The sequence below is a fragment of the Allobosea sp. genome (assembly GCF_035999205.1).
Taxonomy (GTDB): domain Bacteria; phylum Pseudomonadota; class Alphaproteobacteria; order Rhizobiales; family Beijerinckiaceae; genus Allobosea.
Genome location: NZ_DASYHA010000012.1, coordinates 52,575 through 65,284, shown reverse-complemented (window position 1 = coordinate 65,284; position 12,710 = coordinate 52,575). Strand labels below are relative to the sequence as shown.

The following is a 12,710-nucleotide window of genomic DNA, read 5'->3' as shown; positions in this document are numbered from 1 at the left end:
CGCCGACCGCCGACACCATTCTGAGGGTCTCGACATGTCCGTGCCAAGGGAGCCCCATGGCCAAGCCCGTCAGCATCACCGTCTCCCATGATCTCGGCCGCGAGGGTGCCCTGGCGCGCCTGCGCGACGGTATCGACCGCATTCGCGACCGGCTCGGCATGGTGAAGATGCAGCTCGTCGAGGAACGCTGGGAGGGCGACAGCCTGCATTTCGGCGTCGCTGCCCTCGGCTACACCGTGCGCGGCCGGCTCGATGTCGAGCAGGCATTGGTGCGCATCGAGGTGATGCTGCCCTGGGTGCTCGCCGTCTTCGCCGAGAAGCTCAAGATCGGCGTCGAGAAGCAGGGTCAGATCCTGCTGGAGAAGCCCAAGGCCTGACACTGCGCCGACCAGGCCGCCCAGGCACTCCGGCGGGTGCTTGAGCGGGGCTGGCAGCACGCGCCGGCCACATACGCGAAAATGCCCGCTGCGACAGCTAAGCGGTTGAAATCACCGGGCGCAGCCGGCATGGTCCGTTACGCCTTTCCATTAGCCTTTCGTCGCGCATCCATCTGGGAGACCCATGCATCACGGCCCGCTGATCGCCATCCTCGTCGCGGGCCTCGGCCTTGCATTCGTCTTCGGGGCACTCGCCCAACGCTTCCGTATCTCTCCGCTGGTTGGCTATCTCGTCGCCGGCGTCGCCGTCGGACCGTTTACGCCCGGCTTCGTCGCCGACCAGAATCTCGCCAACGAGCTGGCCGAAATCGGCGTCATCCTGCTGATGTTCGGCGTCGGCCTGCATTTCTCCCTCAAGGACCTTCTGTCGGTGAAGGCCATCGCGGTTCCCGGCGCCATCGTCCAGATCGGCGTCGCGACGCTGCTCGGCATGGGGCTGGGCCTGCTGATGGGCTGGACATGGGTGTCGGGCCTCGTCTTCGGCCTGGCGCTCTCGGTCGCAAGCACCGTGGTCCTGCTGCGCGCACTGCAGGAGCGCCGGCTCGTCCAGAGCGAGAAGGGCAAGATCGCGGTCGGCTGGCTGATCGTCGAGGACCTCGCCATGGTCCTCGCCCTGGTCATGATCCCGGCGGTCGCGGACGCACTCAACGGCTCACGCCCCGGCGTACCGACGCCGCTTTCGGGACAGTTCGATCTCGGCCTCTGGGGTGTGCTCGGCTTCACCTTGATGAAGGTCGTCGCCTTCATGGCCTTCATGCTCGTCGTCGGCCGGCGCGTCATTCCCTGGGTGCTGCACTGGGTCGCGCATACCGGCTCGCGCGAGCTCTTCCGGCTGGCCGTGCTCGCCGTCGCGCTGGGCGTCGCCTTCATCGCGGCGACGCTGTTCGGCGTCTCCTTCGCGCTTGGAGCGTTCTTCGCCGGCATGATCCTGAGCGAATCGCCGCTCAGCCAACGCGCCGCCGAGGAATCGCTGCCGCTGCGAGATGCCTTCGCCGTGCTGTTCTTCGTCTCCGTCGGCATGCTGTTCGACCCCGGCATCCTGTTGCGCGCGCCCGGCCCGCTGCTGGCGACGCTGGCGATTATCCTCATCGGCAAGTCGGTCGCCGCCTGGCTGATCGTGCGGGCCTTCGGCAGGTCTAACGGCGTGGCCCTGACGATCTCGGCCTCGCTCGCCCAGATCGGTGAGTTCTCCTTCATCCTGGCGGGCCTCGGCGTCTCGCTCGCGATCCTGCCGCCGCAGGGCCGCGACCTGATCCTCGCCGGCGCGATCCTCTCGATCCTGCTCAACCCGGTCCTGTTTGCCCTGGTCGACCGCTTCGCCGCCGAGCCCATCCCCGCCAAGGCCAAGCCGAGCACGGCGGCCGACACGAGCACTGCGGCGGAGACCGTACCGGAAGCCAGGCCCGATCTCGACATCGTACCGACGGAGCTCGAGGATCACATGGTCGTCGTCGGCTATGGCCGGGTCGGAGCCCTGCTCGGCGCTGGCCTCCTGGCGCGCGGCGAGAAGGTGCTGGTCATCGAGGAGCAGGGCGGCCCGGTCGAGGCCGCCAAGCGCGATGGCGCCGAACTCCTGCTCGGCAACGCGGCCGATCCCGCCGTGCTGGCCGCGGCGGGCTTGAGCAGGGCGCGGCGGCTCTTCGTAGCCATCCCGCAGAGCTTCGAGGCCGGCCAGGTCTGCGAGCAGGCACGCCGCGACAACCCGGCGCTGCCGATCGTCGCCCGCGCCCATTCCGACGCAGAGGTGGCACATCTGACGAAGTGCGGCGCGACGCTGACGATCATGGGCGAGGCCGAGATCGCCCGCGCCATGCTGGCGCTCTGCGTAGCCCCGGAGCCACCGCCGGCGACGGAGCCTCAGCCGGCCGCCTAAGGCCGGCTACTCTCCTCGGATCCACACCGTCATCCCGGGCTTGCCCCGGGATCCATCGAAGGGCAGCGATGCTCTAGGATGGATTCCGGATCTCCGCTTCGCTGCGGCCGGGATGACGGCGTGGTTCCGCGAAAACCGTCTCAGGCCAGTTCGAACTTGATGTCCTGCGCGCCTTCCCAGAGCGTCTTGCGCCCGAGCGCATAGAGGTTCTCAAGACCTGAGGTCAGGGTGAGGAAGTGGTTGCCCGAGAGCACGCCCGCCTTGCTGGCGAACTGCACGCCGCCATAGGCGAGCAGGATCTCGGTCTCGCTGACGCCGCCCGGATACAGGATGATGTGGCCCGGGGCCGGATAGGCCGTATTGTTCTCGTAGCCGACGCCGAAATCGAGATCGCCGAGCGGCACCCAGACGCCCTCACCACTCCAGCGCACATGCACGATCTTGCTGGTGAAGGGCATGTGGCGAAGGAACGCCTCGCAGGTCTTCGGCGCGGCTTCGCGTTCCAGTTTGGCCCCGAAGGTGAAGGGGCCTGCAGTGACGATGATCTCGGACATGGGACGACGGTCTTTCCGTTCAGTGGTGCATCGAATCGCACGGCGAGGGCTGCGCCCCCCTCTCGGATTTCCGGCCGGCGCAGATGTCTACGAGAACGCCGCCTTCAGGTCGAGCGTTCCGACCTTGCCTATCGCCTCGTAGTTGCGCTTCAGCCAGCGCCGCGCCGCCGCCCGGCCGATGTCGCGCAATCGCAGGAGGAAATCCCAGTCCGCGTTCAGCCGCGACGACGAGGTCATCTCCGCCAGGGGCGGGCCGCCGTCGATCCGGTGCATCAGGACGCGCTTGTATTCGTCCTTGGGCAGCTTGCCGCCATCGATCAGTCGGTTGACGAAATCGATCGCGCGCAGCTCGCGCAGCAGCGAGGCGTTGAAGGTGATCTCGTTCAGCCTGTCCTGGATGTCGCGTGCCTTCGTCGGCAGCTCCCTGCGCAGCAGCGGGTTGATCTGGACGAGCAGGATGTCGTCGCCGACGGCCTCGTAGAACAGCGGGAACAGCGCCGGATTGCCCATATATCCGCCGTCCCAATAGGCCTCGCCCGCGATCTCGACCGCCTGGAACAGCATCGGCAGGCAGGCCGAGGCCATCAGGTGGTCGGCCGTCAGCTCCGGGCCGTTGAACACCTTGATCTTGCCCGAGCGGACATTGGTCGCGGCGATGAAGAGCTTCACGCCGGTGCAGGCCCGGACCTTGTCGAAATCGATCAGGTCGGCGATCACGCCGCGCAGCGGATTGATGTTGAGCGGGTTGATGTCGTAGGGGCTCGCCACCTTCGAGAACATCTCGAACCAGATCATGCCGGGCGGCACGCCGTTGGTGCCGCCCCAGGCACCCAGCATGGTGTCGATCAGCGAGCGCTCGGAGCCGCCATACTTGCCGTCGACGCTGATCGCCCGCCAGAACGTCTCGAGCTTGGCGCGGGCTCCCTCGGCGCCGCCTTCGAGCCAGCCCTCGCTGAGCACCACGGCGTTCATCGCGCCGGCGCTCGTGCCCGACAGAGCCTCGATCGCCAGCCGGCCGTCCTCGAGGATCGCGTCGAGCACGCCCCAGGTGAAGGCGCCGTGCGCGCCGCCGCCCTGGAGCGCCAGCGAGACCGATTTCTCCGCCTTCGGCCCGGCAAGGCCGACGCGATGACCGGGCGCCTTCTTGCGCCCGGTCACGCCGCGGTCCAGCCGCCATCCATCGGCAGCGTCGCGCCGGTGATGGACTTCGCCGCGTCGGTGCAGAGGAACACGGCCAGCGCCGCCACCTGATCGACCGTGACGAACTCCTTGGTCGGCTGGGCCTCCAGCAGGACGTCGTTGATGACCTGCTCCTTGGTCAGGCCGCGCGCTTTCATCGTGTCGGGAATCTGCTTCTCGACCAGCGGCGTCCAGACATAGCCCGGCGCGATCGCGTTCACGGTGATGCCCTTGGTCGCGACCTCCAGCGCCACCGTCTTGGTGAAGCCCGCGATGCCATGCTTGGCCGCGACATAGGCCGACTTGAAGGGCGAGGCGACGAAGGCATGCGCCGAGGCCGTGTTGATGATGCGGCCCCAGCCTTTCTCCTTCATCTTCGGCAGCGCGGCGCGCGTCGTATGGAAGGCCGAGGACAGGTTGATCGCGATGATCTGGTCCCATTTCGCCAGCGGGAACTCGTCGACCGGCGCGACATGCTGGATGCCGGCATTGTTGACGAGGATGTCGACCGCCCCGAATTCCGCCTCGGCCTGCGCGATGAAGCCCGCGATCTCCTCGGGCTTGGTCATGTCGGCGGGCGAGAACAGCACCTTCACGCCGAACTCGCTGGCGAGGTCGGAGCGCAGCTTTTCGGCGTCCGCCGCCGGCATGATGCCGTTGATGACGAGATGGGCGCCTTCCTTGGCCAGCGCCCGCGCATAGGCGAGCCCGATGCCGGAGGTCGATCCCGTGATGACGGCCGCGCGGTCTTTGAGGAACATCGGCTTCAAGGCTCCTGACAATCGGTGAGAAAATGCTTAGGTTCGGGTCCGAACGGGCGCCGCCGAGACAGGACCGAGCCGAGGCGGCACGTTGCCCGATGTGCCATTGCAACGCAACATGACCAGAATGCAGCCACATCTCCACGTGCATGACGACCATGACCATGCCGTCTGTCGTCACGCGCATGACCACCGCGCCCATGCCGCCGAGGCCCTGGCTCGGGCCGAACGCATTTGCCGCGAGCGCGGCCTGCGCCTGACGCCGATCCGCGCCAAGGCGCTCGAGGCGCTGCACGCCGATCACCGCCCCGTCGGCGCCTATGACCTGGCCGACCGGATCTCGCCCGCCGGCGGGCGCCGGCTGGCGCCGATCTCGATCTACCGCGCGCTCGATTTCCTGGTCGAGCAGGGCTTCGTCCACCGGCTTTCCTCGCGCAACGCTTATATCGCCTGCCTGCACGGCCATGGCGCCGACGAGGTCGTCGCCTTCCTGATCTGCGAGGCTTGCGGCGGCGTCGACGAGGATTCCTCGCCCGCGATGAAGAAGGCTGTCGCAGCCATCGCCGAGACGAGACAGTTCTCGCCGTCGCATCAGGTCGTCGAGATCGTCGGCCGTTGCGAGCATTGCCGGGAGAACAGGGCATGAGCGGGTTGAAGAAGGCGGCGCGCATCCGATGAACGAGCGGGCTTTCCCTTGCCTGACGGCCGAGCATTCCGGCCCGCTGGCGCGTCACCTCACCGTCCCGGTGATGGTCGGCAATGTCGCGGTTGGCGGCGGCGCGCCGATCGTCGTCCAGTCGATGACCAATACCGACACTGCCGACATCGCCGGCACGGTCGCCCAGGTTGCGGCCCTCGCCCGGCAGGGCTCCGAGCTGGTCCGCATCACCGTCGATCGCGACGAGGCTGCCGCCGCCGTGCCCAAGATCCGCGAGCGGCTCGACCGTGTCGGCATCGACGTGCCGCTGATCGGCGACTTCCACTATATCGGCCACAAGCTGCTCGCCGATCATCCGGCCTGCGCCGAGGCCCTGGCGAAATACCGGATCAACCCCGGCAATGTCGGCTTCAAGGACAAGAAGGACCGCCAGTTCGGCCAGATCGTCGAGATCGCGATCCGGCACGGCAAGCCCGTGCGCATCGGCGCCAATTGGGGTTCGCTCGACCAGGAGCTGCTGACCGCGCTGATGGACGAGAACGCCCGCCAGCCCCGACCGCTCGATGCCCGCGCCATCATGCGCGAGGCGATGGTGCAGTCGGCCCTGCTTTCGGCGGTGCGCGCCGAGGAGATCGGCCTCGGCAAGGAAAAGATCATCCTCTCCGCCAAGGTCTCCGGCGTGCAGGACCTGATCACCGTCTACCGCATGCTGGCGCAGCGCTCCGACTACGCCATCCATCTCGGCCTGACTGAGGCCGGGATGGGCTCCAAGGGCATCGTCGCCTCTTCGGCCGCGCTCGGCATCCTCCTGCAGGAGGGGATCGGCGACACGATCCGTTTCTCTCTGACACCCGAGCCCGGCGGCGACCGTACGCTCGAGGTCAAGGCAGCGCAGGAATTGCTCCAGACCATGGGCTTCCGGGCCTTCGTTCCGCAGGTCGCGGCCTGCCCCGGCTGTGGCCGCACAACCTCGACCGTCTTCCAGGAGCTGGCGCGGGACATCCAGACATGGATCGCCGACTCCATGCCCGACTGGAAGACGCGCTACCCTGGCGTCGAGAACCTCAATGTCGCGGTGATGGGCTGCATCGTGAACGGCCCCGGCGAGTCCAAGCATGCCGATATCGGGATTTCCCTGCCGGGCACCGGCGAGGAGCCGACGGCACCGGTCTTCGTCGACGGCAAGAAGGTCAGGACCCTGCGCGGGCCGGCCATTGCCGACGACTTCAAGGTGATGGTCGATGACTACGTGGCGCGGCGCTACGGCGGGCAGGCCAATGCGGCGGAGTGACTTCGTCTCCAAAGCATCCGCTGCGAGTCGGTGCCTTTGCGTGCTGACGGCATTGTGTTAGAGGCCCCGGCCTTTCGCTGCATCGCAGCGCGCGCGGAGATCCCCTATGGGGCATGACCAGACGAATCCCCCGACCAAGCGGATGGAGGATTCCCGTTTCGGCCTGGACGACAGCCATGGCGCAAGCCATGCCAGTGGCTCGAGCCACAATCACGGCGGCTATGCGGCGCTCGCGCTCGGCGCGCTCGGCGTCGTCTATGGCGATATCGGCACCAGCCCTCTCTACGCTTTGCGCGAAACCGTGCTCGCGGCGACAGGAATGGCTTCGGGCGGCCATGGCGGCGCGGTCGATATCGCTCTGAACACACCGATCCCGCGCGGCATCATCATCGGCGTGCTCTCGCTGATCCTGTGGTCGCTCGTCGTCGTGGTCACCCTCAAATATGTCGTGCTGCTGCTCAGCGCCGACAACAACGGCGAAGGCGGCACGCTGACCCTCGTCGCCCTTGCCCAGCGCGCGCTGGGGCGGACCCGCGGCGGTGTTGTGCTATTCCTCGGCATGGCCGGCGCGGCACTCTTCTACGGCGACGCCGTCATCACCCCGGCTATCTCGGTGCTTTCGGCCGTCGAGGGTGTGAAGCTGGTGACGCCGGCGCTCGATGATTACGTCGTCACGATCGCATCCGGCATCCTGATCGCGCTCTTTCTGGTCCAGCGCCGCGGCACGGCCAAGGTCGCCAACTTCTTCGGCCCGATCATGATGATCTGGTTCCTGACGCTCGGGGGCCTGGGCATCTACCATATCGCCGACGACATCGGCGTCTTCGCCTCGATCAACCCCTATTGGGGCCTGCGCTTCTTCTTCGATCATCCGGGCGTGTCGCTCGCCGTGCTCGGCTCGGTCTGTCTCGCGGTGACTGGCGCCGAAGCGCTCTATGCCGATATGGGCCATTTCGGTCGCGGCCCGATCCGCGGCGCCTGGCTCTACCTCGTCTTCCCGGCGCTCTGGCTCAACTATCTCGGCCAGGGTGCGCTCATCCTCTCCGACCCCACCGCCATCGACAATCCGTTCTACAAGCTCGCGCCGCAGGGTTTCATCCTCCCGCTCGTCATCATGGCGACGGTCGCGACGATCATCGCCAGCCAGGCCGTCATCACCGGAGCTTTCTCGCTGACCCGGCAGGCGGTGCAGCTCGGCCTGCTGCCGCGCCTCGAGATCCGCCACACCTCGGAACAAACCTCCGGCCAGATCTTTATCCCGCGCATCAACGCGATCCTGCTGATCGTCGTCCTGCTGCTGGTCTGGACCTTCCGCTCCTCCTCGAACCTGTCGCATGCCTATGGCATCTCAGTCTTCGGCGCGATGGTGGTCGATTCCCTGCTGGCCTTCATCGTGATCTGGAAGGGCTGGCGCTGGGGGCTGGCGGCAACCGCTGCCGTGATTGCGCCCTTCCTGATCATCGACGTCGCCTTCTTCGCCGCCAACATGCTGAAGCTCCTGAGCGGGGGCTATGTCCCCGTGATGATGGCGGCGGTTCTCGTGCTCCTGATGTGGACCTGGGTGCGCGGTACCAAGATCCTGTTCGACAAGACCCGCAAGACCGATGTGCCGCTGCTCGAACTCGTAGGCATGCTCGCCAAGAGCCCGCCCCATCGGGTCAAGGGCATGGCGGTGTTCCTGACCAGCGACCCGGAGACCGCCCCGGCCTCGCTGCTGCACAACCTCAAGCACAACAAGGTCCTGCACGAGCGCAACGTCATCCTGACCGTGCGCTCGGCCGATACGCCCCGCGTCCCGGAAGAGGAGCGGGTCCGCCTCTCGCGCATCACCGACGACTTCTGGCGGGTCGACATGGTCTATGGCTACATGGAAAGCCCGAACGTGCCGAAGGGGCTAGCGATCCTGCGCAAGCAGGGCTTCAAGTTCGACATCATGTCGACCTCGTTCTTCCTGTCGCGCCGCTCGATCAAGCCCTCGCCGCAATCCGGCATGCCGGTCTGGCAGGACAATTTCTATATCTCGCTGACCAAGAGCGCGACCGACGCGACCAACTTCTTCCAGATCCCGACCGGCCGCGTCGTCGAGGTCGGAACGCAGGTCACCGTCTGAGCTGGCCGATACCGTCGCAGTCGGGCCTGCCAAGGGCAATGCTGCGGTGAAGACCAACATTGCCCGGCCGATCAGGGACTGGCCGGATCGCGTCCAGCTCGGATCCGCCGGGCCACCTCGTGGCCGGCTCCACGGCATGGCCACCAAGGCGTGCGATACCAAGACGGCCGAGCCTGCCGACCTGAGCCGTACCGGGCTGGCGAGCCACCCGCAGCAAGCTGCCTTCCCGATTTCCTGCCTCATGCCCCGTTCGGATTACCTCGAAAGGGGGAGGCCGTTATCCCGCGTGGCAACTTGACGGTTTCGCCACGCACCGGCCTCATAGATCGACACCAAAATTGACGCCGTAGCTGGACCGCATAGTGCAGCGGAGCGATAGAGAGGGCGCAAACGCCCCCTGTTCGCCCCCGGTATGCTGCTCGATGTGCCTACCAGAGCCGCCGAAACGACCCGCCTGACGATGCACCGCGGAACGGGGGAAATGGCCGTTGGACCTAGGACTTGCCAGGCAGCCAGATGAGCGTCTGTCGCCTTCGCGCGAATGTCGTGGCGAGCAGGCCGGCGAGCCGCAGCTTCGCTTGGAAGCAGCGCTCTCCTTCATGGCCGCGCTGGCCACGGTGCACCTGGCGCTCTGGCTGGCCATCGTATCGCTCCGGCTGGCGGTTGACGCTGACCTTCACCCGAGCGACGCCGTCTTGGCCTTCCTGATCGCCGTCGCCGGCTGCATCTTGGCCGGTCGTTCCCAGGCTGCGATACGAGCGACAGCGATCATCGGGAGCGCGCTGCTGCTCGCGACATGGGGCGTCGCACTCATCTACGCGGCTGCGCTCGATTCCCTCTCCTATGACGGCCAGACCTATCACGCTCTCGCTATTCGCCATCTGCGTGACGGCTGGAACCCGTTTCGCGACCAGTTGACGCCGAACGTTCCGCCGATGACCTGGCTGAACCATTACCCGAAAGCATCGTGGATCTGGGCGACCGGCATCGAGGCCATGGTCGGGAGCTACCAGGCCGGCAAGGCGACGAACCTTGTCCTCGCCATTGCGGCCGGCGCCGCGGTCTTCAGCGCAGCTTCGGCCGTCGTTCACGCTCCGAAGTGGGCCTGCTTCCTGTTCGGTGCACTGGCGGCGGCCAATCCGGTCGCATCCGTCCAGATGGCGGAGTACTACGTCGATGGCCTGCTCGGCTCGTTGCTGACGATCATGGCCGCCGGTGCCCTCATCTGGACCAGGCGGCAATCGCCGCTCGCCCTGCTGATGATCTGTGCGGCGGCGATCTGCCTCGTCAACGTCAAGTTCACAGGCCTCGTCTATGCATTGCTGCTCGGCTCGGTGGTCTTTGCCGTCTCGCTGCTGCGGCGCCGCACTCGGCTCGCCGGCGCCCTGCCTGTGCTCGCCTGTCTGCTTGCGGTCGTGGGGCCTGGCTACAACCCCTACGTGACCAACATGCTCGATGGCGATCACATCTTCCACCCCGTCATGGGCGACCGACAGATCGACATCCTCGGCATCAGCGATTCAACGCCTAGCCCCCTCGACGGATATCCGGCGGCGGCCCAGCTCGCGCTCTCGCTTGCGTCCGAGACCGCCAACTCCTGCCGCAAATGCGATCCCGGCCGATTGAAACCTCCGTTCGTCGTCCGGGAGTCGGAGATCAGGGGGGCGACGATCCCGGACCCGCGGACGGGCGGATTCGGCCCGCTCTTTTCGGCGGCCTTGCTCCTCGCAGCGATCCTGCTGGTTGTCTCGATGCGAGCCGGAGCCGCCTCGATGACACTCGGCATATCATTGGTCGTGCTGGTCGGGCTGGTCATGGTCAATCCAGCAGCATGGTGGGCTCGATACGTGCCGCATCTGTGGCTGATACCTTTGACGATTGCCGCTTTCCTGCATCGTGCCGAACTGGGGCCGATCGGCCGGGTGGCTCGCATCGCCCTGCTGGTCGTGCTCGTCGCCAATGCCGGGTTCATGGCGGTCATTGCGTCTGGCTATGCGGCCTACAGCACGCTCGAGGCTCGCGCTCAGGTCGCCAACCTGGCTCGCTCCGGCCCCGTCTACGTCGCCGCCTCGCCCTGGGCCGGAGCGCTCCAGCGGCTGCATGACGGCGGCGTGGCAGTTGCGGAGCGCGAGTTTGGCCAGCCGGATTGCCAGGAAGTGGTAACGGTGCTGCGGTCGGACCTGGACGTCTGCGTACCAGTCGCCCCGTAATCGTGCGCACCTAATCCAGCCGCGCGGCCGCCTCCGGCAACTTCCGCACCCGCTCGCGGTAGAGCAGGTAGAGCCCCGACGCGATGACGATGGTCGCGCCGACGAAGGTCCAGCCATCGGGGAACTGCCCGAAGACGAACCAACCAAGCGCGATCATCCAGACGATCTGGGAATAGATGAACGGTGCCAGCACCGTCGCCGGCGCCAGTCGGTGCGCCAGGATCAGGAGCCAGTGCCCGAAGCCGCCGAAGACGCCTGTGCCGAGCATCACCAGCCAGACGAAGGGCGTCTGCGGCGTCGACCAGAAGAACGGGATCAGCGGCAGCACCGCCAGCGTCCCGGCGACGCCGGAATACACCATCGTCGTCTCCGGCGGGTCATAGGCCGCGAGCTGCCGGGTCGCCAACGCGTAGAAGCTGTAGCAAATGCAGCCGAAGACGCAGAGCAGGGCCGCCGGATGCATGCCGCCGATGCCCGGCCGCGTGATCACGAGCACCCCGAGGAAGCCGACGCCGATCGCCGCGAGCCGGCGTGGCCCGGGCCATTCGCCCAGCATCGGTCCGGCAACGAGCGCCACCAGCAACGGCCCCGCGAACATGATCGAGACGGTCTCGGCGAGCTGGAGATATTTGAGCGCGACGAAATTGAGTGCCGTCGAGCCCAGCAGAAGCAGCGAGCGAATTCCCTGCAGCCAGGGCCGCTTGGTACGGAGGATGCCGGGGCGGCTCCACGGATTCAGCAGCATCAGCACCAGAGCCATGCTGCCGGCATAGCGCGCGAACACCACCTGGACCGGGTCCATATGGCCCGACAGCCATTTCGCGCTGGTGTCGAGCAGGGCGAAGCACAGCACCGCGGCGCAGATCAGTCCGATCGCCATCAGGCGCGTCCGGCCGGTTTCCGGAAGATGGGACGAGGCAGGGGGCAAGGTGAATTCCGTCATGCGCCGGCAGAATGACGGATCAAGATTTAACCGATTTATTGCCTCTGGCCAGCGGCTGGATGCATGCGTTCCATGCGCTTTTCAGGGTCGGCGCAAGCGTCGCAGGGCAGTCGTGCGACGCTACGCCCAGCATCAGGCGTCGCTATCGGCCTCGTCGCCATCGGCATCGGGATCATCGACCTCGACACCAGCCTTGGAGAGGCCCTTGGCCGCCTTGCGCAGCAACCTGCGGAGCTGCTTGCGCTCCTTGCCGTCGAGCTTGTCGAGCAGCTCGTCCTCGACCTGCGTCCAGACCGCATCGAGCGCCGTGGCGGTCTTGTGGCCGGCCTCCGTCAAGGCGACCTGAACCAGCCGCCCGTCCCGGCCGCCGCCCTCGCGCGTCACCAGCCCCTGCAGAGACAGCCGGCCGATGGTCTTGGACACGGTCGGCGGCTTGACGCGCAGAAGCGTCGCCAGCTCACCCATGGTCATCGGCGCCGGCTGCAGGGCTTTCAGCGCCTGCTCCTGTCCCGGAAACAGACCGAGCGCGTTCAGCCTCTCGCCCATCCGGGCCCGATGCAGTCGCGCCGTGACGAGCAAGGCCCGGCCGACGCTCTTTTCGAGTGCCTTGGTCATCGTGCTCGATCCCCTGGCCACTTCCTTGGCTCGATCCTTATGCGGATCAGGAAGTCGCTTCGCCGGCTGCCTGTTCGCC

Annotated in this window: 11 protein-coding genes; 6 read left to right on the top strand and 5 right to left on the bottom strand. The window is 66.8% G+C overall.

Annotated elements, in window-relative coordinates:
• The first annotated feature begins 56 nt into the window (after nt 1-56).
• Both VGN82_RS03000 and ybaL read left to right on the top strand, forming a co-directional pair.
• On the top strand, nt 57-377 hold the full coding sequence (locus tag VGN82_RS03000) for a polyhydroxyalkanoic acid system family protein (protein ID WP_327525504.1): 321 nt from the start codon (nt 57-59) through the stop codon (nt 375-377).
• Nucleotides 378-561: 184 nt separating this feature from the next.
• Nucleotides 562-2,310, top strand: coding sequence for a YbaL family putative K(+) efflux transporter (gene ybaL / locus VGN82_RS02995; RefSeq protein ID WP_327525503.1), 1,749 nt, complete (start codon nt 562-564; stop codon nt 2,308-2,310).
• A 140-nt stretch (nt 2,311-2,450) separates the two neighbouring features.
• On the opposite strand, the gene VGN82_RS02990 is transcribed toward ybaL, so the two are convergent.
• From VGN82_RS02990 to VGN82_RS02980, 3 genes are all read right to left on the bottom strand, one after another.
• Nucleotides 2,451-2,864: a DUF3830 family protein gene (locus VGN82_RS02990; RefSeq protein ID WP_327525502.1), complete on the bottom strand. Its 414-nt coding sequence runs from the start codon at nt 2,862-2,864 to the stop codon at nt 2,451-2,453.
• Between the two features lie 87 nt (nt 2,865-2,951).
• Nucleotides 2,952-4,022, bottom strand: coding sequence for a patatin-like phospholipase family protein (locus VGN82_RS02985; protein WP_327525501.1), 1,071 nt, complete (start codon nt 4,020-4,022; stop codon nt 2,952-2,954).
• Nucleotides 4,019-4,804, bottom strand: a complete 786-nt coding sequence (locus tag VGN82_RS02980; RefSeq protein ID WP_327525500.1) for a 3-hydroxybutyrate dehydrogenase — start codon at nt 4,802-4,804, stop codon at nt 4,019-4,021. Before VGN82_RS02980 ends, VGN82_RS02985 begins: the two co-directional genes overlap by 4 nt.
• 118 nt (nt 4,805-4,922) lie before the next feature.
• On the opposite strand from VGN82_RS02980, the gene VGN82_RS02975 reads away from it, so the two are divergent.
• From VGN82_RS02975 to VGN82_RS02960, 4 genes are all read left to right on the top strand, one after another.
• Nucleotides 4,923-5,450 carry a Fur family transcriptional regulator gene (locus tag VGN82_RS02975; RefSeq protein ID WP_327525499.1) on the top strand — a complete coding sequence of 176 codons (528 nt, stop codon included), beginning with the start codon at nt 4,923-4,925 and terminating at the stop codon, nt 5,448-5,450.
• Between the two features lie 28 nt (nt 5,451-5,478).
• The gene (ispG, locus tag VGN82_RS02970; RefSeq protein ID WP_327525498.1) at nt 5,479-6,753 is read left to right on the top strand and encodes a flavodoxin-dependent (E)-4-hydroxy-3-methylbut-2-enyl-diphosphate synthase; all 1,275 of its coding nucleotides are present in this window, start codon (nt 5,479-5,481) and stop codon (nt 6,751-6,753) included.
• Between the two features lie 142 nt (nt 6,754-6,895).
• On the top strand, nt 6,896-8,863 hold the full coding sequence (locus VGN82_RS02965; protein WP_414644196.1) for a potassium transporter Kup: 1,968 nt from the start codon (nt 6,896-6,898) through the stop codon (nt 8,861-8,863).
• 578 nt (nt 8,864-9,441) lie between these two features.
• Nucleotides 9,442-11,073 (top strand): hypothetical protein, encoded by a 1,632-nt coding sequence (locus VGN82_RS02960; RefSeq protein WP_327525496.1) that lies wholly within the window; start codon nt 9,442-9,444, stop codon nt 11,071-11,073.
• 10 nt (nt 11,074-11,083) lie between these two features.
• Here the strand turns inward: VGN82_RS02960 and VGN82_RS02955 are convergent, their stop codons facing one another.
• A complete protein-coding gene (locus tag VGN82_RS02955) occupies nt 11,084-11,953 on the bottom strand; it encodes a DMT family transporter (RefSeq protein WP_327525495.1) in 870 nt (289 codons plus the stop codon).
• Nucleotides 11,954-12,148: 195 nt separating this feature from the next.
• A complete protein-coding gene (locus tag VGN82_RS02950; protein ID WP_327525494.1) occupies nt 12,149-12,631 on the bottom strand; it encodes a MarR family winged helix-turn-helix transcriptional regulator in 483 nt (160 codons plus the stop codon).
• Nucleotides 12,632-12,710: the final 79 nt, after the last annotated feature.

Bases quoted from the DNA above. Each gene is read 5' to 3' on its own strand.
- VGN82_RS03000 (WP_327525504.1), top strand. From the start codon at position 57: ATGGCCAAGCCCGTCAGCATCACCGTCTCCCATGATCTCGGCCGCGAG.
- ybaL (WP_327525503.1), top strand. From the start codon at position 562: ATGCATCACGGCCCGCTGATCGCCATCCTCGTCGCGGGCCTCGGCCTT.
- VGN82_RS02990 (WP_327525502.1), bottom strand. From the start codon at position 2,864: ATGTCCGAGATCATCGTCACTGCAGGCCCCTTCACCTTCGGGGCCAAA.
- VGN82_RS02980 (WP_327525500.1), bottom strand. From the start codon at position 4,804: ATGTTCCTCAAAGACCGCGCGGCCGTCATCACGGGATCGACCTCCGGC.
- VGN82_RS02975 (WP_327525499.1), top strand. From the start codon at position 4,923: ATGACCAGAATGCAGCCACATCTCCACGTGCATGACGACCATGACCAT.
- ispG (WP_327525498.1), top strand. From the start codon at position 5,479: ATGAACGAGCGGGCTTTCCCTTGCCTGACGGCCGAGCATTCCGGCCCG.
- VGN82_RS02965 (WP_414644196.1), top strand. From the start codon at position 6,896: ATGGAGGATTCCCGTTTCGGCCTGGACGACAGCCATGGCGCAAGCCAT.
- VGN82_RS02955 (WP_327525495.1), bottom strand. From the start codon at position 11,953: ATGGCGATCGGACTGATCTGCGCCGCGGTGCTGTGCTTCGCCCTGCTC.
- VGN82_RS02950 (WP_327525494.1), bottom strand. From the start codon at position 12,631: ATGACCAAGGCACTCGAAAAGAGCGTCGGCCGGGCCTTGCTCGTCACG.